Annotated in this window: 27 protein-coding genes; 7 read left to right on the forward strand and 20 right to left on the reverse strand. The window is 54.2% G+C overall.

Annotation, left to right across the window (positions count from 1 at the left end):
• Positions 1-140: 140 nt before the first annotated feature.
• Positions 141-596, reverse strand: a complete 456-nt coding sequence (yfbV, locus tag DFO56_RS13790; RefSeq protein WP_044489434.1) for a terminus macrodomain insulation protein YfbV — start codon at positions 594-596, stop codon at positions 141-143.
• Positions 597-932: 336 nt separating this feature from the next.
• Here yfbV and ackA point away from each other — a divergent pair, with 336 nt between their 5' ends.
• Positions 933-2,135 carry an acetate kinase gene (ackA, locus tag DFO56_RS13795; protein ID WP_020454536.1) on the forward strand — a complete coding sequence of 401 codons (1,203 nt, stop codon included), beginning with the start codon at positions 933-935 and terminating at the stop codon, positions 2,133-2,135.
• 78 nt (positions 2,136-2,213) lie between these two features.
• Positions 2,214-4,352, forward strand: a complete 2,139-nt coding sequence (pta, locus tag DFO56_RS13800; protein ID WP_017458608.1) for a phosphate acetyltransferase — start codon at positions 2,214-2,216, stop codon at positions 4,350-4,352.
• A gap of 62 nt (positions 4,353-4,414) precedes the next feature.
• Here the strand turns inward: pta and DFO56_RS13805 are convergent, their stop codons facing one another.
• The 5 genes from DFO56_RS13805 to DFO56_RS13825 all read right to left on the reverse strand — a co-directional run bounded on the left by DFO56_RS13805 (position 4,415) and on the right by DFO56_RS13825 (position 8,432).
• Complete coding sequence (locus tag DFO56_RS13805; RefSeq protein ID WP_045513014.1) at positions 4,415-5,368, reverse strand: transketolase family protein; 954 nt, start codon at positions 5,366-5,368, stop codon at positions 4,415-4,417.
• Entirely contained in the window at positions 5,361-6,194 is an 834-nt protein-coding gene (locus DFO56_RS13810) for a transketolase (RefSeq protein ID WP_020454538.1), read from the reverse strand. The genes DFO56_RS13805 and DFO56_RS13810 overlap by 8 nt, the downstream gene beginning before the upstream one ends.
• On the reverse strand, positions 6,191-7,582 hold the full coding sequence (locus DFO56_RS13815) for a PTS ascorbate transporter subunit IIC (protein WP_020454539.1): 1,392 nt from the start codon (positions 7,580-7,582) through the stop codon (positions 6,191-6,193). Before DFO56_RS13815 ends, DFO56_RS13810 begins: the two co-directional genes overlap by 4 nt.
• A gap of 52 nt (positions 7,583-7,634) precedes the next feature.
• Positions 7,635-7,907 carry a PTS sugar transporter subunit IIB gene (locus DFO56_RS13820; RefSeq protein ID WP_020454540.1) on the reverse strand — a complete coding sequence of 91 codons (273 nt, stop codon included), beginning with the start codon at positions 7,905-7,907 and terminating at the stop codon, positions 7,635-7,637.
• Positions 7,908-7,988: 81 nt separating this feature from the next.
• Positions 7,989-8,432 (reverse strand): PTS sugar transporter subunit IIA, encoded by a 444-nt coding sequence (locus tag DFO56_RS13825; protein WP_045513018.1) that lies wholly within the window; start codon positions 8,430-8,432, stop codon positions 7,989-7,991.
• A gap of 233 nt (positions 8,433-8,665) precedes the next feature.
• Between DFO56_RS13825 and DFO56_RS13830 the strand changes: the two genes are divergently transcribed.
• Positions 8,666-9,685 (forward strand): LacI family DNA-binding transcriptional regulator, encoded by a 1,020-nt coding sequence (locus DFO56_RS13830; RefSeq protein ID WP_020454542.1) that lies wholly within the window; start codon positions 8,666-8,668, stop codon positions 9,683-9,685.
• On the opposite strand, the gene yfcD is transcribed toward DFO56_RS13830, so the two are convergent.
• From yfcD to yfcF, 3 genes are read right to left on the reverse strand one after another with little or no spacing between them, the layout of a single operon-like run.
• Complete coding sequence (gene yfcD / locus DFO56_RS13835; RefSeq protein WP_020454543.1) at positions 9,686-10,231, reverse strand: NUDIX hydrolase YfcD; 546 nt, start codon at positions 10,229-10,231, stop codon at positions 9,686-9,688.
• 54 nt (positions 10,232-10,285) lie between these two features.
• Positions 10,286-10,837: a phosphodiesterase gene (gene yfcE / locus DFO56_RS13840; protein ID WP_045513021.1), complete on the reverse strand. Its 552-nt coding sequence runs from the start codon at positions 10,835-10,837 to the stop codon at positions 10,286-10,288.
• Between the two features lie 55 nt (positions 10,838-10,892).
• Entirely contained in the window at positions 10,893-11,537 is a 645-nt protein-coding gene (gene yfcF, locus DFO56_RS13845) for a glutathione transferase (protein WP_045513025.1), read from the reverse strand.
• Positions 11,538-11,676: 139 nt separating this feature from the next.
• Between yfcF and yfcG the strand changes: the two genes are divergently transcribed.
• The 4 genes from yfcG (at position 11,677) to DFO56_RS13865 (ending at position 14,501) form a co-directional block, all read left to right on the forward strand.
• Positions 11,677-12,306 (forward strand): GSH-dependent disulfide bond oxidoreductase, encoded by a 630-nt coding sequence (yfcG, locus tag DFO56_RS13850; protein WP_045513028.1) that lies wholly within the window; start codon positions 11,677-11,679, stop codon positions 12,304-12,306.
• A gap of 120 nt (positions 12,307-12,426) precedes the next feature.
• Positions 12,427-13,323, forward strand: coding sequence for a TIGR01777 family oxidoreductase (locus DFO56_RS13855; protein ID WP_045513030.1), 897 nt, complete (start codon positions 12,427-12,429; stop codon positions 13,321-13,323).
• A 68-nt stretch (positions 13,324-13,391) separates the two neighbouring features.
• Positions 13,392-13,883 carry a GNAT family N-acetyltransferase gene (locus tag DFO56_RS13860; protein ID WP_045513033.1) on the forward strand — a complete coding sequence of 164 codons (492 nt, stop codon included), beginning with the start codon at positions 13,392-13,394 and terminating at the stop codon, positions 13,881-13,883.
• A 51-nt stretch (positions 13,884-13,934) separates the two neighbouring features.
• Positions 13,935-14,501, forward strand: coding sequence for a hypothetical protein (locus DFO56_RS13865; protein ID WP_045513038.1), 567 nt, complete (start codon positions 13,935-13,937; stop codon positions 14,499-14,501).
• 6 nt (positions 14,502-14,507) lie between these two features.
• On the opposite strand, the gene hisP is transcribed toward DFO56_RS13865, so the two are convergent.
• From hisP to accD, 11 genes are all read right to left on the reverse strand, one after another.
• The gene (hisP, locus tag DFO56_RS13870; protein ID WP_017458616.1) at positions 14,508-15,281 is read right to left on the reverse strand and encodes a histidine ABC transporter ATP-binding protein HisP; all 774 of its coding nucleotides are present in this window, start codon (positions 15,279-15,281) and stop codon (positions 14,508-14,510) included.
• A 7-nt stretch (positions 15,282-15,288) separates the two neighbouring features.
• Positions 15,289-16,005 carry an ABC transporter permease gene (locus DFO56_RS13875; protein WP_020454550.1) on the reverse strand — a complete coding sequence of 239 codons (717 nt, stop codon included), beginning with the start codon at positions 16,003-16,005 and terminating at the stop codon, positions 15,289-15,291.
• Positions 16,002-16,688, reverse strand: coding sequence for a histidine ABC transporter permease HisQ (locus DFO56_RS13880; protein WP_045513041.1), 687 nt, complete (start codon positions 16,686-16,688; stop codon positions 16,002-16,004). The genes DFO56_RS13875 and DFO56_RS13880 overlap by 4 nt, the downstream gene beginning before the upstream one ends.
• A gap of 83 nt (positions 16,689-16,771) precedes the next feature.
• Positions 16,772-17,554: a histidine ABC transporter substrate-binding protein HisJ gene (gene hisJ, locus DFO56_RS13885; RefSeq protein WP_017458619.1), complete on the reverse strand. Its 783-nt coding sequence runs from the start codon at positions 17,552-17,554 to the stop codon at positions 16,772-16,774.
• Positions 17,555-17,820: 266 nt separating this feature from the next.
• Complete coding sequence (gene argT, locus DFO56_RS13890; RefSeq protein WP_017458620.1) at positions 17,821-18,603, reverse strand: lysine/arginine/ornithine ABC transporter substrate-binding protein ArgT; 783 nt, start codon at positions 18,601-18,603, stop codon at positions 17,821-17,823.
• A gap of 274 nt (positions 18,604-18,877) precedes the next feature.
• Positions 18,878-19,459 carry a UbiX family flavin prenyltransferase gene (locus DFO56_RS13895; protein ID WP_020454554.1) on the reverse strand — a complete coding sequence of 194 codons (582 nt, stop codon included), beginning with the start codon at positions 19,457-19,459 and terminating at the stop codon, positions 18,878-18,880.
• A gap of 92 nt (positions 19,460-19,551) precedes the next feature.
• A complete protein-coding gene (purF, locus tag DFO56_RS13900) occupies positions 19,552-21,069 on the reverse strand; it encodes an amidophosphoribosyltransferase (RefSeq protein WP_017458622.1) in 1,518 nt (505 codons plus the stop codon).
• A gap of 180 nt (positions 21,070-21,249) precedes the next feature.
• Positions 21,250-21,738 carry a colicin V production protein gene (gene cvpA / locus DFO56_RS13910; RefSeq protein ID WP_020454555.1) on the reverse strand — a complete coding sequence of 163 codons (489 nt, stop codon included), beginning with the start codon at positions 21,736-21,738 and terminating at the stop codon, positions 21,250-21,252.
• Between the two features lie 210 nt (positions 21,739-21,948).
• A complete protein-coding gene (dedD, locus tag DFO56_RS13915) occupies positions 21,949-22,650 on the reverse strand; it encodes a cell division protein DedD (protein ID WP_045513045.1) in 702 nt (233 codons plus the stop codon).
• Complete coding sequence (gene folC / locus DFO56_RS13920) at positions 22,640-23,911, reverse strand: bifunctional tetrahydrofolate synthase/dihydrofolate synthase (RefSeq protein WP_045513048.1); 1,272 nt, start codon at positions 23,909-23,911, stop codon at positions 22,640-22,642. Before folC ends, dedD begins: the two co-directional genes overlap by 11 nt.
• Positions 23,912-23,981: 70 nt before the next feature.
• A complete protein-coding gene (gene accD / locus DFO56_RS13925; protein ID WP_020454558.1) occupies positions 23,982-24,896 on the reverse strand; it encodes an acetyl-CoA carboxylase, carboxyltransferase subunit beta in 915 nt (304 codons plus the stop codon).
• Between the last annotated feature and the right edge of the window lie 49 nt (positions 24,897-24,945).

Genomic DNA, 24,945 nt, shown 5'->3' on the forward strand with positions numbered 1-24,945 from the left:
AAAAGATGTCTTGAGTTTACCTGCTGAAAAAGACGGCTTTTTTGATTTGCCGGGGGTTTTGGGTAGAACACGATGAAAAATAAAAAAGAAGACATCGCAAAAATGCCTTCTTTTATAGAGATTACGAAATTTGCTCAAATTCACAAATCATCAAGAAATGTTTTATCGAGCTGTTTAAAAGCACGTTTAAGCGTGTCGGCCAGCGCCTGGTAATCAGGCTTACCCTCTACAGGTGCCAGCGCCTGACCCGCTTCTTGCAGCTTGCCGCGCACTTCATAAAACCAGTGCAGAATCGACGGCGGTAGCGGCGTCACGGAACGCTTACCCAGCCACCAAAGCCCTTGCATTGGCAGGCTCAGCGCAAACAACGCGGTAGCCACCGCCGGGCCAAGCTGGCCACCGAGCGCAATTTGCCAGCAGAGAGTAAACACTGCCACTGGCGGCATAAAGCGCGTGGCATAACGCATTGCGCGGATCACGCGGTTTTCAACGAACATCGGAGCGAGGCGTTTTTCCATAGGCCAGGTCTTCGCATAGTGCTGACCCCGACGAAACAAACTAAAAAAAGTGACGGGTCGATTCTCTGAAGTGGACATGGTTTACCTCAACTTCACATATAAAAATTAAAAAAATTGTGCAAAACAACAACTGCGAATGACATCGTTAAAATTTTTTGTCAATCCCACCTGGTATCAGGTATCCTGTGGCGGCCTTGACCGGTTCATTAGACGAATATCTTTAAGTCGTCAAATTTAAGCTCATTATGCCACTGCCTGAAATTTGCGCAAAATAGCTTAAAATTTTATGTATTCTTCTCATCATGCCAGAAAGTAAACCCGGCATGATGTTAATCATAATTGTCAGTGTCCACCTGCGCTACGCTGTGCGACTCACTGACCTTTTTTAGCCACGTATCATAAATAGGTACTTCCATGTCGAGTAAGTTAGTACTGGTTCTGAACTGCGGTAGCTCCTCACTGAAATTCGCAATCATCGATGCAGTTAATGGTGACGAGTACCTTTCTGGTTTAGCCGAATGTTTCCATCTTCCTGAAGCGCGCATCAAGTGGAAAATTGATGGCGGTAAACAAGAAGCGGCTTTAGGTGCAGGTGCCGCTCACAGCGAAGCGCTGAACTTTATCGTTAACACTATTCTGGCACAAAAACCAGAACTGTCTGCACAGCTGACCGCAATCGGTCACCGCATCGTGCACGGTGGCGAAAAATACACCAGCTCTGTGGTTATCGACGAATCCGTTATTCAGGGCATCAAAGATGCAGCCTCTTTCGCACCGCTGCACAACCCGGCTCATCTGATCGGTATCGCCGAAGCGCTGAAATCCTTCCCGAACCTGAAAGACAAAAACGTGGCTGTCTTCGACACGGCGTTCCATACCACCATGCCGGAAGAATCCTACCTGTATGCGCTGCCGTACAAACTGTACAAAGAGCACGGCGTTCGTCGCTACGGCGCACACGGCACCAGCCACTTCTATGTGACTCAGGAAGCAGCCAAAGTCCTGAACAAACCGGTTGAAGAACTGAACATCATCACCTGCCACCTGGGCAACGGTGGTTCTGTTTCCGCTATCCGTAACGGCAAATGCGTTGACACGTCCATGGGTCTGACCCCGCTGGAAGGCCTGGTAATGGGTACCCGTTCTGGTGATATCGATCCGGCTATCATTTTCCATCTGCATGACACTCTGGGCATGAGCGTTGAAGCTATCAACAAAATGCTGACCAAAGAGTCCGGTCTGCTGGGTCTGACCGAAGTCACCAGCGACTGCCGTTATGTAGAAGACAATTACAAAGATAAAGAAGACGCGAAACGCGCAATGGACGTTTATTGCCACCGTCTGGCGAAGTACATCGGCTCTTACACTGCGCTGATGGACGGTCGTCTGGACGCGGTTGTCTTCACCGGCGGTATCGGTGAAAACGCCGCCATGGTACGTGAGCTGTCTCTGGGCAAACTGGGCGTTCTCGGCTTTGAAGTTGATCACGAACGTAACCTGGCTGCCCGTTTTGGTAAGTCTGGCTTTATCAACAAAGAAGGCACCCGCCCGGCTGTCGTTATCCCGACAAACGAAGAGCTGGTCATCGCGCAAGACGCGAGCCGCCTGACTGCCTGATTCCACACACCGCCAGCCCACGCTGGCGGTGCTGTTTTGTAACCCGTCTCGCAAGACGGTAACGAAAGAGGATTAACCGTGTCCCGTATTATTATGCTGATCCCTACCGGAACCAGCGTCGGCCTGACCAGCGTCAGCCTTGGCGTTATCCGTGCTATGGAACGCAAAGGCGTTCGTCTGAGCGTCTTTAAACCGATCGCTCAGCCGCGCGCCGGTGGCGATGCGCCAGACCAGACCACCACAATCGTGCGTGCCAACTCTGGCCTGACTGCAGCAGAACCGCTGAAAATGAGCCACGTTGAGTCGCTGCTCTCCAGCAACCAGAAAGACGTGCTGATGGAAGAGATCATCGCCCGCTACCACGAAAGCAGCAAAGACGCTGAAGTGGTGCTGGTTGAAGGTCTGGTTCCGACGCGTAAACATCAGTTCGCGCAATCGCTGAACTTTGAAATCGCGAAAACGCTGAACGCAGAAATCGTATTTGTCATGTCTCAGGGCACCGACACGCCAGAGCAGTTGAAAGAGCGTATCGAACTGACCCGCAACAGCTTCGGCGGCACGAAAAACACCAACATCACTGGCGTTATCGTTAACAAACTGAACGCACCGGTTGATGAACAAGGCCGTACCCGCCCTGACCTGTCAGAAATTTTTGATGACTCGTCCAAAGCTAAAGTTATTCATATCGATCCGGCGAAACTGCAAGAAGCCAGCCCGCTGCCGGTGCTGGGCGCTGTGCCGTGGAGCTTCGATCTGATTGCTACCCGCGCAATCGACATGGCCCGCCACCTGAATGCGACCATTGTTAACGAAGGCGATATCAAGACCCGCCGTGTGAAATCCGTGACCTTCTGTGCGCGCAGCATTCCGCACATGCTGGAACACTTCCGCCCGGGTTCACTGCTGGTGACCTCCGCAGATCGTCCGGACGTGCTGGTTGCTGCTTGCCTTGCCGCGATGAACGGCGTGGAAATCGGGGCGCTGCTGCTGACTGGCGGTTACGAAATGGACGCCAGCGTGCGCAAACTGTGTGAACGTGCATTCGCCACCGGCCTGCCGGTATTTATGGTGAATACCAACACCTGGCAGACCTCCCTGAGCCTGCAGAGCTTCAACCTGGAAGTTCCGGTTGATGATAACGAGCGTATCGAAAACGTTCAGGAATACGTAGCTGGCTACATCAATGCCCAGTGGATCGATTCTCTGACCGCAACTTCCGAACGCAGCCGTCGTCTCTCTCCGCCGGCATTCCGTTACCAGTTGACTGAGCTGGCGCGCAAAGCGGGCAAACGCGTTGTTCTGCCGGAAGGCGACGAACCGCGTACCGTGAAAGCTGCCGCTATCTGTGCTGAACGTGGTATCGCAACCTGTATCCTGCTGGGTAACCCGGACGAGATCAATCGCGTTGCCGCTGCGCAAGGCGTTGAGCTGGGCACCGGGATTGAAATCGTCGATCCGGACGTGGTACGTGAAAGCTACGTTGCTCGCCTGGTTGAGCTGCGTAAGAGCAAGGGCATGACCGAAGCCGTCGCCCGCGAACAGCTGGAAGACAACGTGGTTCTCGGCACGCTGATGCTGGAACAGGACGAAGTTGACGGTCTGGTTTCCGGTGCTGTGCACACCACCGCGAATACCATCCGTCCGCCGCTGCAGTTGATCAAAACCGCACCGGGCAGCTCACTGGTTTCTTCCGTGTTCTTTATGCTGCTGCCGGAACAGGTTTATGTGTACGGTGACTGCGCCATCAACCCGGATCCGACCGCTGAACAGCTGGCAGAAATCGCGATTCAGTCTGCGGATTCCGCTATCGCGTTCGGTATCGAACCGCGTGTGGCAATGCTCTCCTACTCCACCGGTAACTCCGGCGCAGGTAGCGATGTAGAGAAAGTGCGCGAAGCAACGCGTCTGGCACAGGAAAAACGTCCTGACCTGGTGATCGACGGTCCGTTGCAGTACGACGCTGCCGTTATGGCTGACGTTGCGAAATCCAAAGCGCCGAACTCTCCGGTTGCAGGTCGCGCTACCGTGTTCATCTTCCCGGATCTGAACACCGGTAACACCACCTACAAAGCGGTACAGCGTTCTGCCGACCTGATCTCCATCGGGCCGATGCTGCAGGGTATGCGCAAACCGGTTAACGACCTGTCCCGTGGCGCGCTGGTAGACGATATCGTCTACACCATCGCACTGACCGCGATCCAGGCTTCACAGCAGTAATCTGCTGTAACCGGCAACAAAAAGGCGACCTGATGGTCGCTTTTTTATTTACACCTGCTTATTTACAACAGCTCGCGTGCCGCCGCCACGATGTCATTCGCTGTGAGTCCATACTCTTGTTGCAGAAAATCCTGTGTCCCTACTTGGCCATAACGCTCCTTCACGCCGACACGGCGCATCGGCACCGGGCAGGTTTCCACTAACACTTCCGCCACGGCTGAGCCCAGCCCGTTATGAATGCTGTGGTTCTCACAGGTAACAATCCGCCTGGTCTTCTCTGCGTAGTTCTTCACCAGCTCACGGTCGATAGGTTTTAAAGTAAACATATCGATCACCGCCACGCTGATACCTTCTTGCGCCAGTTGCTGCGCGGCGGTCAGGGCTTCGGCAACCATAATGCCATTAGCAATTAACGTAATGTCTGTCCCCTCGCGCAGCACATTACCTTTACCGATGGTGAAGCGTGAGCCCGGCTGGTAGATGGTCGGCGCCTGTTTGCGGATGGTGCGCACCCAGTAAAAACCTTCCAGCTCCGCCAGTTGATGCAAAATATCGGAGAACATTACCGCATCTGTCACTTCCAGCACGACCGAATGCGCCAGCCCGCGCACAATCCCCATATCCTCAAATGACATGTGCGTCCCGCCGTTGTGGCACGCGGTGACACCCGCATCGGAGGCGATAACCTTGACATTGTTGCGCTGGTAATCGAGCGCCATAAACAACTGGTCGAAACAGCGTCGGCTGGCAAAAGCGGTGAACGTGTGCACAAACGGTTTACGTCCAGTCAGTGAAAGCCCTGCCGCCGTGCCGATCACGTTAGCTTCCATGATGCCGCAATTGATCACCTGCTGCGGATACGTTTTATGGACGCCATCCATCGCCATCGAACTCATCAAGTCGGCTTCCAGGGCGATAATATCGCTGCCTGCCTCGATCTGCTCGCTGATAAAACCGGCATAGACTTTGCGCATTTCGATACTGTCTTTGCCGCCGGGTTCAGCCACCTTAATCATGTGCCGCCTCCAGTTGTTTAATGGTGTCGTTTAGCGCCTGCTTCATCTCATCTGTCAGGCGTAAGTGGTGAGAATTACTGAGACTTTCGAGGTACGGCACCCCCTGCCCTTTAATGCTATCGAGGATCACCAACCGCGGCCGTGCATCGGCTGGCGGAACAGGCTTCACCACCTCCAGAAGGGCAGCAATGTCGTCCCCCTTCACCGTACAGACATCAAAACCGAAGGCGCGGAATTTCCCTTGCAGATCGAAGGCGCAGATAATTTCATCCAGCTCGCCATCCAGTTGTTGCTTGTTCCAGTCAACAAACACCGTCAGATTGTTGAGCCGATGATGGGCAATAAACTGGAATGCTTCCCAGCACTGCCCTTCATTTAACTCACCATCGCCAACGATACAAAACACGCGATTAGGCCTGCCCGCTAGCTTATGGCCTAGCGCTATTCCCCCCGCGATGGAAATGCCCTGCCCCAGCGATCCGGTTGTGGCATCTACGCCCCTCGTTTTTAAGCGATCCGGATGGCTTGGCAAACGGGTTCCATTTTCGTTGAGCGTCATTAGCGCTTCCTGAGGAAAATAGCCTTTCAATGCCAACGTGCTATACAGCGCCGGGCCAGCGTGACCTTTCGAGAGCACAAAGTAGTCGCGTTCCGGCCAGTCCGGGTCGGCCGGGTCAATCCGCATGACCTCGCCATACAACACCGCGAGGGTTTCTACCACCGACATGCTGCCGCCATAGTGCCCAAAACCAAGATGCGTTAAGGCCCTGAGAGTGGCGACACGAATGTCCCGCGCAAATTGTGTTACTTCTGCAATTGTGCTCATGACTTCGCTCCGTTCTTTTCATCTGCATCACTGGCAGCCGACTTGCCTTTTGACATCACATTCCAGATCACTAAGGCAATGAACAACGCCACCACCAGACCGGTAATGGCCATCGGTGACAGATAACGCGCCAGGTTGCCCAGCACAATGCCAATAAAGCCAAAGTCGGCATCGGAGAAAGTGGTATTGGCAAAGCCGAGCGCGCCCAGTACAGGCAGCAGCAACACCGGCAGGAAGGTGATCAGCAAACCGTTGGCGAAGGCACCGATCATCGCGCCCCGTCGCCCGCCGGTAGCGTTACCAAACACGCCCGCCGTTGCACCGGTGAAGAAATGCGGTACCACGCCAGGCAGAATCAGCACCAGCTTCATCTGACCGAGCAGGAACAGCCCCACCAGCCCGCCGAGAAAACTGAACAGGAAGCCAACCAACACTGCGTTTGGCGCATAGGGATAAACCACCGGGCAATCCAGCGCCGGACGAGCATTGGGAACCAGTTTTTCAGAAAAACCAGTAAAGGCAGGCACGATTTCCGCCAGGATCAAGCGAACGCCTTGCAGGATAATGAACACACCTGCGGCAAAGGTAATAGCCTGAATAATCGCGTAGACGAGGAAGTTCTGCCCGGCGCTCAGTTGTCCCTCAACATACTCACGCCCGGCACATACGGCGAGGATCATATAAATAATGATCATTGTCAGCGAGATAGAGATGGAACTGTCTCGCAGGAAGCTCAGGTTTTTCGGCAGGTTCATCTCTTCGGTTGAACGTGACCCTTTACCGCATTTACTGCCGATCCAGCCGGATAACACGTAGCCCAGCGTACCAAAATGACCAAAAGCGATATCGTCGTTGCCGGTGATCCGCTTCATATAACGCTGTGCAATCGCCGGGAAAAACGCCATCACCAGGCCGAGAATCAGCGAACCGGTAAACACCAAACCGATACCTTCAAATCCGGCAACGGTGAGGATCACCCCAATCATGCAGGCCATATAAAAGGTGTGATGTCCGGTAAGGAAAATGTATTTCAGCCGCGTAAAGCGCGCGACAATAATATTCGCCACCATACCGAACGCCATGATCAGCGCTGTAGAAGCGCCATATTTTTCAAGTGCAATTGAAACAATCGCTTCGTTATTCGGAATAATCCCCTGAATATTAAAAGCGTGCTCAAACATACCGCCCAACGGATTTAACGACCCAACTAATACCGTTGCACCGCCGCCGAGTACGATAAAACCAAGAATGGTTTTCACCGTACCTTTAACGACATCCGAAAAAGATTTTTTCTGCGCAACCAGGCCAATCAGCGCAATTAACCCCACCAATACTGACGGGACTTTCAAAATATCAACAACAAAGTTTAGCGTTTCAAGGATAAACATATCCACCTCGCTTTATGCATGTCGCACCGTGGTGCGCTGCATCCGGTTGATGTTAACGGCTGGCGAAGAAAGCGCTGATTTTCGCTTCCAGTTCATTGATATCAATAATGTTATTAAGCACAACCAACTGGTTTTCCGGCACGCTGGCGCTGGCTGCAATATCTTTTGCCATTACAAACACATCGGCGGCACCTGGTGTGGCAGAAGAGAGGTCGGAATGTTCGACTTCCGCTTCAATATTTAATTTTTTAAGCACTTTTTTAATATTCATTTCGACCATAAAACTACTGCCCAGGCCGGATCCGCAAATTGCCATTATTTTCATTGTGTTTACCTTTTTTGAGTAGAGTACAACCGCATCGCCCATAGCAGGCAATGTTTCATCACTGGTGAAATAAAATAAAAATCAGAAACGATGAATAATGTTTTTAATTTCCTCCAGAGTGTTTGCACGATGTAATTGTGCCATATCTTCATCGCTGGAAAATAACTCTGCCAGCGCGGCGATCATTTCAATATGGCTGTGTTTATCCGGTGCGGCCAACATAATAATGGTGTCAACCGGATCGGATTCTTCAGATCCAAAATTCACCCCTTGAGACAATTTTAATAATGACAGGCCTAAACCTTTTGCCCCTTCCTCTGGCCTGGCATGCGGCATGGCCAGCCCTGGTGCCAGCACATAATACGGTCCCAGTTTGTGATGTTGCGCGACAATGGCCGTCACATACTCCGGCGTAATGGTGCCGGACACGAGCAGCGGTCTGGCGCAAATCTCCAGCGCTTGCGGCCAGTTTTCCACGCTTTCTAACACCTGAATAGTTTTGTCGTTAAGCCATTGGTTTAACACTTCGCACTCCTTATCGGGATGAGATGGGCAAACTTTATGCAACTCTGCAGCGCTTATCCGTGATGATAGTCGCAAAGATAGCGCTACCAACAGGAATGATCGAAAAATGTGATAGCGCTATCAGATATGAAAACGCAGGGGAATTCGCAGAAAAAGCAGGCATTTCCGGCGTATACTCCCTTGAGATGACTCATAACTCAGCGCCTGAGCTATCAGGGCTTTCAGGAAACGGAATGACAATTACCCGAAAACGTCGGAGCACAGGAAAAGTCACCCTTGCCGATGTGGCGCAACTGGCGGGCGTCGGCACCATGACCGTCTCCAGGGCATTACGTACCCCGGAGCAGGTTTCAGATAAATTGCGCGAGAAAATAGAAGCTGCCGTGCAGGAACTGGGGTACATGCCTAACCTCGCGGCCAGCGCGCTGGCTTCCGCCTCATCGTGGACGATTGCCATGGTGGTGCCGAGCCTTGCCGAATCCGGCTGCTCGGAAATGTTCGCCGGTTTGCAGCAGGTGTTACAACCTGCGGGCTATCAAATCATGCTCGCCGAATCACAGCACCGGCTGGAGCAGGAGGAGAAGCTGCTGGAAACGCTGCTCGCCTCCAATCTGGCCGCGGCCATTTTACTTAGCGTCGAACATAGCGATACCGTACGCCACTGGCTGAAAAACGCCTCTATTCCGGTAATCGAAATCGGTGCGGTGCGCGCCGATCCCATTGATATGAATATCGGTATTGATAACGTTGCGGCAATGTTCGAACTGACGCAAATGCTGGTGCAGCGCGGTTATCAGAATATCGGCTTATTGTGTGCCAACCAGGAGCAGTGGATTTTTCAGCAACATTTGCAGGGTTGGTATAAAGCGATGCTACGTCACCATCTTTCACCAAACAGGGTGATCAATGCCGCCGCACCGCCCATCTTTTCTACGGGAGCGGCACAATTGCCGGAATTTCTGCTGGCGTGGCCGGAACTGGATGCATTGGTGTGTGTCTCGGATGAGCTGGCCTGCGGCGCACTTTACGAGTGCCAGCGGCGCAGAATTAAGGTTCCGGACGATTTAGCGATTGTCGGCTTCGGCGACAGCGATGTCAGCCGGGTATGTGTGCCACCGTTAACGACAATTTCCGTGCCGCATCGCAAGATTGGTATTGAAGCAGGACGCGCGCTGCTGGCGCGACTGAATGATGAAACCTGGGAAAACAAAACGCCGATTGCACCGACGTTTTGCTTGCGGGATAGCTGCTAGTTATTCCGTTTCCTGCGCTATTTCCACATCATTGCTGGCATTGCGCGTCATCCACAGCGCCAGCGCTTTCAGTGAATCAGGGGTGAACTCGTCGCAGCGGGCGGTGATCTCTTCCGGCGTCATCCAGCATACTTCGCTGACCTCTTCTTCCTGTAACGCGAATGGACCGTGGGAAACGCAACTGAACAGCCCGCCCCAGACCCGACAGTGTTCATCTTCAAAGTAAAACTGGCCATGCTCGGCAAACGGCACACCCGCAATACCTAACTCCTCTTCCGCTTCGCGGCGCGCGGAATCCAGCAGGTTTTCCCCTGCCTGCACCACACCACCGGCGGTGGCATCCAGCATACCGGGCATAAAATCTTTGATCTCTGTGCGACGCTGTACCAGCACTTTGCCCATCCCATCATGCACCACAATGTAGGTTGCGCGGTGACGCAGACATTGCGCCCGCATTTGCTGCCGGCTGGCCTGCGCTATCACCTCATTGTCTTCATTGACAATATCCACCCACTCCATGCCTGCAAAATGACTCTGTTCCACCATCGGGAAATCTTCTCTTTAGGGCGCTCTGTTGGCGCGTTTCGGTTGAAAGGTAACTTACGGATTAATCGTGATCTGCGCAATAACCCGCTGATCATTTAGTGTGATAACGCGCAATACGTCCTCTTCCAGCATGCCGTAGCTGGCCGCGAACCCGCCTTTTGGGATACTGACCGAACCGGGGTTGAAGTGGAAAATATCACCTCGTTTCTCAGCAACCGGAATATGCGTATGACCATAGACCAGCACATCGCCCGCCGCCAGCGGCGGCTCGTCATCCGGCCCAAAGAGATGACCGTGCGTCAAAAAAAGGCGGCGTTCAGGCAGTAAAACCTGCTGCCAGGGCGCCGTAATCGGGAACGTCAGTAGCATCTGATCCACTTCACTGTCGCAGTTGCCGCGCACGGCAACAATCCGGCTGGCCTGTTCGTTCAAACGTTCCGCCACCTGCGCTGGCGCGTAGCCTTCTGGTAAGGCATTGCGCGGGCCGTGATTCAGCACATCGCCAAGGATCACCAGCCAGCGGGCATCACTTTGCGCGAACAGTTCCAGTACGCGTTCCGTCGCGGGCAACGACCCATGAATATCCGATGCAAACATCAGTTTCATCACTGCACCTCATGTGGAAGAAAACGCCCCATAATAACGGAAGTTGTCGGGCTTATCAGCCCGCGCGCTTAGCGGAAAGTGCAACAAAGCGCTGGACCGACGAGCGTTGCCACTGGAAGGTAGCGTAATCCGCCAGCCGCTCCGGGACGTTGTCGCCGTTCAACACAAGCCGATTCAGCATCAATGCCAGGTCAACATCAGCGATACACCATTCGCCAAACAGATTCGGTTTATCGTGCGCCAGCAGCTCACCGGCAATCGCGAACAGCTTGGCGGCGCTCGCCTGCCCGGCAGCACTGAGCGGCGCTTTTTTGGCACCGGCAAACACCACCGTTGTCGAACGCTCGTCGCGGATAGGCATCAAATCGCTGCGCAGCCAGGCCTGAATTTGCCGGGCGCGCGCACGTTTTTGCAGATCAAGCGGATAAATACGTTCCCACTCCGGCGGAGCGAAGCGCTCCTCCAGATATTCATCAATCGCCGTGGATTCACTGAGCTCAAACCCTTCAATCTCCAGCACCGGCACACGTTGTGTCAGGCTGAAACCCGGCCAGTCTGGCGCACGTTGCGCACCACTATCGAGATCAACGGTTTTCAGGGTAAAGGGCAGTCCTTTTTCATGTAGTGCGACATAGGCCGACAGCACATACGGGGAAAAATACTCTGCGTCAGACCATAAGGTAATAGCCGGTTCGCTCATAACATCCTCGTTCAGTAGTTGGGATTTTTCTTCAAAATATAACGTCCTGTGCGCCCTGTCACTTGATGAAAGTTCACGCATCAGAGGTAACACCTATACTCAAACTCAGACGTTTCTTTTCCGCTTAACGGGAGCTTTGATGATAGACCTCTATTTTGCGCCCACACCAAACGGTCATAAAATAACGCTTTTTCTGGAAGAGGCGGAGCTGGAATATCGCCTGATCCGTGTGGATATCAGCAAAGGCGATCAGTTTCGCCCCGATTTTCTGACTATCTCACCTAACAACAAAATTCCCGCCATTGTCGACCATCTGCCCGCCGACGGCGGTGCGCCGCTTAGCATATTCGAATCCGGGGCGATCCTGCTTTATCTGGCGGAAAAAACGGGGAAATTGCTTAGCGGTGAACTCCGCGAGCGCCATCTTACGCTGCAATGGCTGTTCTGGCAGGTTGGCGGGCTGGTGCCAATGCTCGGACAGAACCACCACTTTAACCACTTTGCGCCGCAGCCGGTGCCCTATGCTATTGAGCGCTACCAGGTAGAAACCCAGCGTTTATATCAGGTGCTGAATAAGCGTCTTGAACGCGTACCGTGGCTGGCAGGCGAGCATTACAGCATTGCCGATATTGCCGCCTGGCCGTGGATCAATGCCCACGCACGCCAGCGCGTCGATCTGGAGGATTACCCGGCGGTATTTAACTGGTTTGAGCGCATTCGCACTCGCCCGGCGACTGAGCGGGCGCTTCAGAAGGCGCAACAAGTATAAGCATTGCGGGTAACCTCTTCACATTGCTGAAAAATTTGATGCAAAATGTGCCCGCCATCGCATGCGGGTTTTGCTGAGTCACATATGCTGAGGAAAAGCACACACATCCTGGAGGGAAGCATGAAGATACTGATTACCGGCGGAACTGGCCTGATTGGTCGTCATCTGATCCCCCGCCTGCTGGAGCTAAAACACAGTGTGACGGTGGTAACGCGCAACCCCGCCAAAGCACAACAGTTGCTTGATGCACGCGTCAGCCTGTTAAAAGGGCTGAACGAGCTGAGCAACCTGGATGATGTCGATGCGGTGATCAATCTGGCCGGTGAGCCCATTGCCGATAAGCGCTGGAGCGAGGAGCAAAAACAGCGTCTGTGCAACAGCCGCTGGCAGATAACCCAGCGGATAGCCGATCTGATCAACGCCAGTGACACACCGCCGCAGGTGCTGATTTCCGGTTCAGCTTCCGGTTACTACGGCGATCTCGGTGAAGTGGTGGTCACAGAGGAAGAGCCGCCCCACAACGAATTTACTCATAAGCTGTGCGCCCGCTGGGAGCAAATCGCCTGTGAAGCGCAAAGCGATCGCACCCGGGTTTGCCTGCTGCGCACAGGCGTGGTGCTCGCACCGAAAGGCGGCATTCTCGCTAAGCTGCTGCCGCTGTTTCGTCTTGGCCTTGGCGGCCCGATTGGTGATGGTCGCCAGTATCTGGCGTGGATCCATATAGACGACATGGTTAATGGCATACTCTGGCTGCTGGATAACGATCTGCGCGGGCCGTTCAATATGGTTTCACCCTATCCGGTTCGTAATGAGCAGTTCTCGCATACGCTCGGTCATGTGTTGCACCGCCCAACCATCATGCGCGCCCCGGCGTTTGCCGTGCGCCTGATGATGGGTGAATCTGCGGTGCTGGTGCTTGGCGGTCAACGCGCGTTGCCAAAACGCCTCGAAGCCGCCGGTTTTGCCTTCCGCTGGTACGATCTGGAAGAGGCGCTGGGGGATGTGGTTCCCTCCTAATTTTCGTGGCATCCGTACGTCGCTGGCGGTGGTAAGCTAAAGCGCCTTACCACCGCAAAGGCGATTTCATGACGTTGCACACGCCCCGCTTTACGCTCTCTTCATTTCAGGAATCCGACTGGCCGTTTTTTCTGCAGCTGCGTTCAAACGACAGCGTGATGCGCTATATGGCCGAAATCGCCTCAAGGGCACAAATCCGCACCCTGTTTGACGATCGCCTGCGGGACAGCAACGCCTTTATCATTCGTGACCAACACAGCGCGGTTGGCGATATCGGCCTGCGTATCAGCCAGCATAACCCACACGAAGCCGATGTTGGTTATTCGGTTGCGCCAGCAGCCCAGGGGCGCGGCATCGCCTCCGAAGCCCTGCAAGCGCTCTGCGATTACGTCTTTTCACAGGGTAAAGTGAATGCGCTGAATGCATGGGTACTGGCGGACAATCAGGGTTCCGTACGGGTGCTGGAAAAGAGCGGTTTTACCCGCGTACAAGTGCTGGAAAAAGTGTATCTGCTCCATGGCGAGTATTATGACGACTGGGTTTACCGGCGTGAAAAATAAGGCTTACACGCGGCGCTGACAGGCACGTTAAAAGAGAGGGATACGGACGGGATGAAATCCGGCAAAACGCGATTTTGGCTTTATCTGGTGCTGTTTACCGCCTGGATTATCTGGATACTGTTTGCCAGCAGGCTTAGCCATAAAGTCTACCTGCAAGCGGGCGCGCCCGACACGCGGGTGATGCTGGCAATTGCCGTGCTGGTGGCGTTATTAGCGACATGGTGTAGCAGGAAAAAAGTCACCCACAATAAAACCCGGCTGCTGACGTTTTTGGGCCTTGTTTTGTTCGCAGAGATGACGTTGTGGAATGTGCCGGAAGCGTGGGTGCGCTATAGCGCAAACGAGATGGTGCACAGTGAAGTGGCTTTCTCGATTGGTCACCCTGGTCCACCGGTAAGTAAGAGTAAGCACTGCGAAGCCGGGTTACGTTTCTATGACGAGTGGCTTCAGCGTCCGATTGAGCTGTGCACGCGCGATGCCATCGTTGTGCCCGGCGCACAGAAAGTGCAGCTGGAAAAACGCGTCAGCGCCAGGGGCGTCGTGTTTACCCACTATCGTTTTATCTCAGCGAACGGCATCCCGCAGGGATGGTGGCCTGTCTCGCCACCTTCCCGTTAAGGCACTTTATTTCAGCGAACCTTTGAGGAACTGCTGCAAACGCGGGCTTTTCGGATTGCCGAATAATTCATCCGGTGTGCCTTCCTCTTCAATCTTGCCCTGATGCAGGAAGATAACGTGCGTGGAAACATGGCGGGCAAACCCCATTTCATGGGTCACCACCACCATTGTTTTCCCCTCTTCCGCCAGCTGTTGCATGATGCGCAGCACTTCGCCCACCAGTTCCGGATCCAGCGCCGAAGTGGGCTCATCAAACAGCAACACTTCCGGCTCCATCGCCAGCGCACGGGCAATGGAGACGCGCTGCTGCTGACCACCGGATAAATGCACCGGGTATTTTTGCTGCTGCATCGTATCAATGCCGACCTTCGCCAGATATTTCACCGCACGTTCGCGGGCTTCCTGCTTGCTCAGACCGAGCACCTGAATGGGCGCTTCCATGACGTTTTCTAATACCGTCATATGGCTCCACAAATTGAAGTGCTGGAACACCATCGTCAGACGGGTACGCAGCAGACGCAGCTGGTTTTTGTCGGCGACTTTTAACTGGCCATCTTTGTCGCGCACCAGATTGATATTCTGTCCGTTAACCACAATCGAGCCTTCGCTCGGTTTTTCGAGAAAGTTAATGCAGCGCAGAAACGTACTTTTACCGGAGCCGGAGGAGCCAATGATGCTAATCACATCACCAGCGTTCGCCTGCAACGACACCCCTTTCAGCACTTCATGCTCGCCGTAGCGCTTGTGTAGATCGATAACGTTTAATTTATTCTCAGACATCGTGTTCTCAGTGCGTCGAAGAAGGTTTCATATGCTGAAGCCAGCGCTTTTCCGCTTTACGAAAGAGGCTTATCAGCACATAAGAGATAATCAGATACAGCACTGCGGCAAGACCAAACGCGGTAAACGGCTGGTAGGTCGCAGAGTTAATATCGCGAGCAATTTTCAACAGATCCGGCACGGTGGCAGTAAATGCCAGTGCGGTGGAGTGCAGCATCAAAATCACCTCGTTGCTGTAAGCGGGCAGCGCGATGCGCAACGCCGAGGGCAGGATAATGCTGCGATACATTTTGAACGAGGAGAAACCGTAGGCGCGCGCCGCTTCAATTTCACCGTGCGGCACAGAGCGGATCGCCCCGGCGAAAATCTCGGTTGTATAGGCGCAGGTGTTGAGCGTGAGCGCCAGCACCGTACAGTTAAGGCCACTGCGGAAAAAGGCGTTCAGCAGTTCGGTACCCTTCACCACTTCCAGCGTGTACATCCCGGAGTAGAACACCAGCAACTGCACATACAACGGCGTGCCGCGAAACACATAGGTGAATAACCAAATCGGGAAACAGATAAATTTGTTGCTGGAAACGCGCCCGATAGCCAGAAACACCGCCATCACGCCGCCCATCACCACCGAGGAGATCAGCAACCACAGCGTGATAGCCACGCCGGTCAGGCGATAGCCATCGCTCCACAGCAGGGATTTCCAGTACTCCTGAATAATCTCGATCACAGGTCAGCCCTCTTCACACCCACCGAGTAGCGACGTTCGAGCAGAAGCAGTACGCCATTGGAAGCCGTTGTAAAAATGAGATAAATGACGCCGCAGACAATGGCGAAATAGAAAGGCTCCCAGGTGCTTTTCCCGGCGAGCTGAGTAGCTTTAACCACATCTTCCAGCCCCAGCAACGAGACCAGCGCAGTGGCTTTGAGGATCACCTGCCAGTTATTGCCAATGCCCGGCAGCGCGTAACGCATCATCGCCGGAAACAGGATGCGGCGGAAAGTCTGACGACCGGTAAAACCGAAGGCGGTTGCGGCTTCAATGTGCCCCTTCGGCACCGCCATATAAGCACCGCGGAAAGTTTCAGTGAAATAGGCGCCGTAGATAAAGCCGAGCGTGATGATACCCGCCACCATCGGATCAATATCCAGCTGTTCCATACCCAGCGCATCAGTAATGCCATTGAGCGCAATTTGCAGGCCGTAAAAAATAAGCAGCATCAGCACCAGATCCGGTACACCGCGAATAAGCGTGGTGTAGCCTTCAAAGATCAGCGCGAGAAACCGGTTTTTCGAGAGCTTCGCTCCCGCGCCCGCAAGGCCAATCAGCACCGCCAGCACCACGGAACTGAGAGCCAGCTCCAGCGTGACCAGCGCGCCTTGTAAAATAACTTGAGAAAACCCGTACAGCATGCAGCCAGTCCTGTCGTGTGTGGTGTTGCCGTGTCTCTTCCCCTCCCGCAGCGGGAGGGGCCGCACGTTAATCACGCGTGGTGTTAACCACCGTAAACATCAAAATCAAAGTATTTCTTCGCCAGCTTTTCGTAAGTCCCGTCAGCGCGCATCTCTGCAAAGGCTTTGTTCAGCGCGTCGCGCAGTTCGGTGTCGCCTTTACGCACACCCATACCGGTACCGACGCCAAACAGTTTTTCGTCTTTAATGGAAGGACCACCAAACTTATAGGCTTTGCCCTGCGGGGTTTTCAGGAAACCTTCGCTGGCGGCCACTTCATCCTGAAACGCGGCGTCTATACGGCCTGCGGTCAGGTCGGAGTAAATATTGTCCTGCCCCTGATAGGAGACAATTTCCACGCCTTTCGGCGCCCAATGTACGTTGCCGTAGGTCTCCTGCGTGGTGCCTTGCAGTACGCCAATGCGTTTGCCTTTCAGTTTGTCCAGCTCCGGCTGAACATCAGAATCTTTCGCTACCACCAGGCGGGAATCTGCCGCGTAGAGCTTGTCGGTAAAATCAATTTCCTGCTGGCGTTTTTCCGTAATGGAGAGCGACGACATAATGGCATCGATTTTTTTCGCTTTCAGAGACGGGATCAGCGCGTCGAGTGGGTTCTCGATAAACACACATTGCGTATTAATGCGTTTGCAGAGCTCTTTTGCCAGATCGATATCAAAACCCACTAATTCCCCCTGCGCATTCTTCGATTCAAATGGCGCATAGGTCGGATCGGTACCGATACGTAATTTTTGCGGAATGGCGGCGAACACGTTGGAAACGCTGGAGAAAGCGAGCACCAGAGAAAGAGATAACACCAGTTTTTTCATCATTATCCTCAACAGACTGTCTTCCCTAAGGGAATTCTCATCACAATACGATGCCGCTATCGTGCCACTTTATGCCCCGTTAAGGCAAAAAATTATGGCTGTCCAATGGCTTTTATTTGCATTCTGAATGCTTAATTATGCACTCATGCACCATTACGAAGCATTCGACGCACTGTTCTGGAGCATTCACCGTATCTCTGCACCATGCCGATTTTCCGGCATGGCACAGTTTTCCCTTTTGACCCGGCATAACGGGTCGGCCAGTCTTAATCGCCGTAGACGTTAAAGTCGAAGTATTTCTTGGCGAGTTTGTCGTAGGTGCCGTCTTTGCGCAGTTCGGCAAACGCTTTGTCGAAAGCGGCTTTCAGCTCGGTATCATCTTTACGCAAGCCGATACCGGTGCCGTCACCAAAGTATTTTTTGTCTTTTACTGACGGGCCAGCAAAAGCAAAATCTTTCCCGGCGGGCTGTTTCAGGAAGCCTTCGCTGGCGGCGACTTCATCCTGGAACGCAGCGTCCAGACGACCTGCGGCGAGATCAGAATAAATCAGATCCTGGTTCTGATAAGCCACCACATCAATGCCTTTACTGCGCCAGTTGTCATTGGCGTAACCTTCCTGCGTTGAGCCTTGAAGCACGCCAACATGCTTGCCTTTCAGCGACTCCAGCGTCGGTTGAATCGGCGAGCCTTTAGCGGCGATCAGGCGGGAATCTGCGGCGTAGAGCTTGTCAGAGAAGGCGATCTCCTGCTGACGTTTTTCGGTAATCGACAGAGAAGAGATAATGGCATCGATTTTTTTCGCTTTCAGCGACGGGATCAGCGCGTCGAAATCGCTGCCCACCCAGGTGCATTTCACATGAATGCGTTTGCACATTTCATTGCCGAGATCGATATCAAAACCCACGAAGTTCCCTTTCGCATCTTTCGATGAGAACGGCGCGTAGGTCGCATCCGTACCGATGCGTACCGTCTGGGGAAGCGCTGCATAAACGCTGGCCGTCGCCGACAGGCCCAGCAGTAAAGACAGAGCGAGAACCGTCTTCTTCATACATTACCCTCAAGTGTTCTGTTTTTATTTTGTATTACGTTGTGTTGTGTGTGTTGCTGACAGTTACCTTGCACGTCTTATGCCACTTTCCCGGGCGTTAAAAAACACCGCGTTAAATATGTTAATAAAACGTTGCAAACTTACTTAATGATGAAAGATAGCAGCTCTGCTGAACGAACCGCAGTGCTAACACAGCGAAAAGAGGATTAAATGTTGAGGATATGATCGCGCTTGCAGAATTGCCCCAAAAAAGCGCATGCCGGTAAGCGACGCACTATTTTGCGACATCGCTCCCTTGCCAGCGGGTAAAAAGGTCGTGGGGTAATTCAATATCGAACTGATCCAGCACGCGGTTAACCGTCTGATCAACCACCTCCTGCAAACTCTGCGGGCGATGATAAAACGCCGGAACCGGCGGCATAATTACCGCTCCCAGTTCCGCCGCTTGCGTCATCAAACGCAGGTGCCCAAGGTGCAACGGTGTTTCACGCACGCACAGCACCAGGGGTCTGCGCTCTTTGAGTACCACATCCGCCGCACGCGTCAGCAGGCTGTCGGTATAACTGTGCACAATGCCGGAAAGGGTTTTGATCGAGCATGGCAAAATCACCATGCCTGCGGTTTTAAACGAGCCGGAAGAGATACTGGCAGCGATATCGCGCGCGTCATGCACCACGTTCGCCAGCGACTGCGCATCGCGCAGCGAGTAGTCGGTTTCCAGAGAGAGGGTCTGTCGGGCGGCCTGACTCATAACCAGATGGGTTTCCACTTCCGCCACGTCACGCAGCACCTGCAGCAAGCGCACGCCGTAGATGGCACCGCTGGCGCCAGAGATCCCCACAATGAGTCGTTTCATGATTGTTGCCCCTTTTTGCACGCACGAACTTTGCCTGATTATAGAGGGCGTTGCAACAGATTGCGCCCCTCAGAGCGAGGGGCGCGGAAGGATCAACCTTCGTTATGCATCTCTAAACTTTCCACTTCGTTCTGAAGCTGCACTGCTTTGGCATCGTCATTACGCAGAGAGTCGAGATAATCGAGGTATTGCTGATCGACATCTTTGGTGACGTAGACACCGTTAAATACTGAGCATTCAAATTGCTGAATATCCGGGTTTTCGGCACGCACCGCGTCAATCAAATCGTTAAGATCCTGGAAAATCAGCCCGTCAGCGCCGATGATCTGGCGAATTTCGTCCACTTCACGACCGTGGGCAATCAGCTCATTTGCCGTTGGCATGTCGATACCGTAGACGTTCGGGAAACGAATTTCCGGGGCGGCAGAAGCGAGATAAACCTTCTTCGCGCCCGCTTCACGCGCCATCTCGATAATCTGTTCAGAAGTGGTGCCGCGCACGATGGAGTCATCCACCAGCAGCACGTTTTTATCGCGGAACTCGGCACGGTTGGCGTTCAGTTTGCGGCGCACAGACTTACGGCGCAACTGTTGGCCCGGCATGATAAAGGTGCGGCCAACATAGCGGTTTTTCACAAACCCCTGGCGGTACGGTTTGCCGAGAATACGGGCGATTTCCAGTGCGATATCGCAGGAGGTTTCCGGAATCGGAATCACCACGTCGATGTCCAGATCTTCCCACTCGCGGGCAATTTTTTCGCCAAGCTTGGTGCCCATGTTGACACGCGCGCTGTAGACGGAAATTTTGTCGATGAAGGAGTCCGGGCGTGCAAAGTAAACGTATTCGAACAGGCACGGGTTGCTGACCGGGTTGTCCGCGCACTGACGGCTGAACAACTGGCCTTTTTCAGTGATATATACCGCTTCGCCCGGCGCGATATCACGCAGGAATTCGAAGCCCAGCGTATCCAGCGCCACGCTTTCAGAGGCGACCATATACTCGGTGCGGCCATCGCCGATCTCGCGTTTGCCCAGCACCAGCGGACGGATGCCATTCGGGTCGCGAAACGCAACCATGCCGTGGCCGATGATCATTGCCACACAAGCGTACGCACCGCGGATCTGGCGGTTAGTCGCGGCAATGGCGGCAAAAATGTTGTCTGCTTCCAGCGGATAGTGGCGGAAGTTATCCAGCTCGCTGGCAAAGATATTGAGCAGGATTTCAGAATCAGAGGTGGTGTTAATGTGGCGACGCTTCTCTTCGAACAGCTTTTTACGCAGCTCATGCGCGTTGGTCAGATTGCCGTTGTGCGCAAGCGTAATGCCGTACGGGGAGTTAACGTAAAAAGGCTGCGCTTCTGAAGCGCTGGAGCTGCCCGCCGTGGGATAACGTACGTGACCAATACCCATATTGCCCTGCATACGCTGCATATGGCGGGCTTCAAATACATCACTCACCATGCCGTTTGCTTTACGCAGACGGAAACAGTTATTGGCATCAATTGTGATGATGCCCGCAGCATCCTGCCCACGGTGCTGAAGCACCGTCAACGCGTCATAAATCGACTGGTTTACCGGCATAAAACCGGCGATACCGACAATACCGCACATACGTCTTTTCCTCGTTAAGAGTTTGGTTTAGTAGGCGTAATTGTCGAAAACAGTTTGAACACGGACAGTGCGCAACAACCGGAGCGTACACGTAGTACGCGAGGATTGTGAGCACTGCCCAGGTTCAAAATGGCGAGTAAAATAGCCTAATACACCAAACTCTAAGCCACATCTCAGGGCTTATGCCCTGGGCAAGAAACTCGACGAGCTTTGCAGATAGTCAAAGAACCATCTGATGATGAAGCTGAATTGCGGGATAAGCTGCGACTTCTGCCAGTCGTCACTTTTCGACAGGCCTGTAAAGGTATCCAGAAAGAACAGAATGGCGGCGACGATCAGCACGCCGCGTAGCGCGCCAAAACAGATCCCCAACACCCTGTCAGTACCCGACAGGCCGGTTTTCTCCACCAGCGCACCGATCACATAGTTAACGATAGCGCCAACAATCAGCGTCGCGATAAACAGGACCGCGATGGCGATGCCATTGCGCACCAGTTCGTCTTCAAAGCCCGTGAACCAGACAGACAGGTAAGTGTAGTAATGACTGGCGACAAAGAAAGCACAGCCCCATGTCACCAGCGATAACGCTTCACGAACAAAGCCGCGGATCAGGCTTACCAGACAAGAAAAACCAATCACCGCAATGATGGCGTAATCAATCCAGACCATATGTGTCCCACGATTTTACGCCCTGTCGTCCAGTTCGGGGCGCATTCTAACAGAAAAAGAAAACGTTTGCGTAGGGATTTCCTTCCCGCGCGGAAATAAAAATGGCGCTGAAAAAATATTCAACGCCATCGGAACTTTGGCCTCTTCGGGCGTAGTAATTACTGGCTTCCCTCGCCCGCTTACCTCAACAAGTGAGGCAAGGTTGGGCCATTAATTCGCGCTATAGTTCATGACGACGCCGCTTAAACCCGAGATCTGTTTAAGCTCGCCAAGCGAATCTTTTAGCTTGTCCCGTGATGCATCCGGTCCCACCAGAATGCGGGTGATTTTACCCTGAACCGGCGTTGTCGGCGACGTGTAAACGCGATACCCCGCGCCACGTAATTTGCCCACCACTTCATTCACTTTATCGGCGTTTTTCAGCGCGCCCAGCTGCACCACATACGCTTTACCGGTCGGCGCGGATTTATCTTCCTGCGCTTTCGCCGGCGCGTCGCTGGCCGCCGTCTGCTGCTCACGCGCGGCTGGCGGTTGCGCCTGCTGCTGCGGTTGCGGTTTTGGTTGCGGCTTCTCGACCGGTTTTGGCTTTGGCTGTTCTGCCGGCGTACTGCTCACTTCCGGGTCCGGGCTGCCGTTCACCGCCAGGCGCGACGGATCCAGCGATGGCGCTGCCGCGTTCCCGGCACGCACCTCCTCAGCAGCCCCTTCCGGCGGCTGCGCCGGTAACGCTTGCGTTGCCGCAGGCATCATATCGGGCTCATCGCGATCGCCGGGTTTCGGCACCAGCGGAATTGCCGCGAACTCATCCTGGTAATGCTTTTTCTGCCCGTCGAGCAGCCCGGGGAGAATAATCACCCCGAGCGCGACCAGCACAATGGTACCCATCAAACGGTTCTGAAACTTACTTGCCACCGGTTCTCCCCGCTTTTTCCATCGCTTCCATGACATGCGCCACCGTGTGGAACGAGCCACACACCAGCACGGTATCGCAGGCGTCGGCGTCTGCCATTGCCGCCTGCCAGGCCTGCGCGACATCCGGCCATGCACGACCGGTTTGCAGATGTTCCAGCAGTTGTTCCGCTGTCGCACCGCGCGGCCCTTCCAGAGGGGCACAATACCAGCTATCGACCACCGGCTCCAGACAGGCAAGCGTTCCGGCGATGTCTTTATCATGCAGCATGCCAATCACCGCCAGCACGCGCCCGGTTTTCGGTAGTGCGGAAAGACGCCCGGCAAGATAGCCTGCCGCGTGAGGATTATGCGCGACATCGAGGATGAGACGCGGCGACTCGCTCACAATCTGGAAGCGTCCGGGTAAAATCGCCCCGGCGATACCGTCGCGGATAGCCTGCTCGTTCACCGCCAGCTTGCTGGCGCGCAGCGCGGCTACAGCCGTTGCGGCATTCGGCTGAGGCACCTGCGGTAGCGGCAATCCGTTCAGCTCGCCCTGCGCATCGCGAAAACACCAGCTATCAGCGCCCACCTCATACTGCCAGTCCACGCCGCGACGCAGCAGGTGCGCGCCTTTTTCCTGCGCCACCCCGGCAATGGTGTACGGCATGTCCGGTTCGCCCACCACCGCCGGTTTCCCGGCGCGGAAGATCCCCGCTTTTTCGCGGCCAATACTTTCACGATCCGGCCCCAGCCAGTCGGTATGATCAAGCGCAATGCTGGTGACAACGGCGACATCGGCATCGACCAGATTGGTCGCATCCAGGCGACCACCAAGGCCGACTTCGAGGATCACCACATCGAGCTGCGCCTGTTTAAACAGCCACAGCGCCGACAGGGTGCCGTATTCAAAGTAACTCAGCGAAATATCGCCACGCACCGCTTCAATTTCGGCAAACGAATGAGTATGTGCGCTCTCGGGCAGCTCATCGCCCTGTACGCGCACGCGTTCGGTGTAACGCACCAGATGTGGCGAACTGTAAACGCCGACGCGATAACCCGCAGCCAGCAGGATAGATTCCAGGGTGCGGCAGGTCGTGCCTTTGCCATTGGTTCCGGCAACGGTAAAGACAAACGGCGCGGGACGGAGCACATCAAGACGCGCCGCCACCTGGCTTACGCGCTCAAGGCCCAAATCGATGGTTTTACTGTGCAGGTTTTCCAGATAAGAAAGCCACGCGGCCAGGGGCGACGTGGCTTGCGGAATGCGTTTTGTGTCCATGATGCCCGTTAATAATGTACGGTTTGAAAAGCAAAAGGGCAGAGCCTGTTGGCTCTGCCCTTCGGTATTATCAGGCTTCGCCTTCCTGATCGGTCGGTGACGGCATCACCGTGCCCGTCAGCGTATCTTCCGGTTCCGGCGACGGCAGATTCATCAGTTTCGCCAGAATACGCGCCAGCTTCAGGCGCAGTTCCGGACGGCGGATAATCATATCGATTGCGCCTTTTTCGATCAGGAACTCGCTGCGCTGGAAGCCCGGCGGCAGTTTTTCACGCACGGTCTGCTCGATAACACGCGGACCGGCAAAACCAATCAACGCCTTCGGTTCCGCGATGTTCAGATCGCCCAGCATCGCGAAGCTTGCAGAAACGCCACCCATTGTCGGGTCGGTCAGCACGGAAATATACGGCAGACCGCGCTCCTGCATTTTCGCCAGCGCGGCAGAGGTTTTCGCCATCTGCATCAGTGACATCAGCGCTTCCTGCATACGCGCACCGCCGGAAGCGGAGAAGCAGATAAGCGGGCAGTTGTCTTCCAGCGCCTGCTCGACCGCACGCACAAAACGCGCGCCGACAACCGAACCCATGGAGCCGCCCATAAAGGCGAACTCAAACGCCGCGGCCACAACCGGCATGCCGTGAAGCGTGCCTTTCATCACCACCAGCGCGTCTTTCTCGCCGGTTTCCTTCTGCGCTGTCGCCAGACGGTCTTTGTATTTTTTGGAGTCGCGGAACTTCAGCACATCTTTCGGCTCAAGTTCGCTACCCAGTTCTACCAGTGAACCTTCATCCAGCAGGCTATGCAGGCGATTACGCGCTGACATCCGCATGTGGTGGTCACATTTCGGGCAGACCTCAAGGTTACGCTCCAGCTCGGCGCGATACAGCACCTGGCCGCAGCTGTCGCATTTTGTCCACACGCCTTCAGGAATGCTCGCCTTACGGGTGGGGGTAATGTTGCTCTTAATTCTTTCAATCCAGCTCATTGATAACCTTTATACATGAACCTGGTAGCCCATAAATGGTGCACATTAA

It is taken from the genome of Kosakonia sp. AG348, from assembly GCF_003337365.1.
In the GTDB taxonomy this organism is placed as follows: domain Bacteria; phylum Pseudomonadota; class Gammaproteobacteria; order Enterobacterales; family Enterobacteriaceae; genus Kosakonia.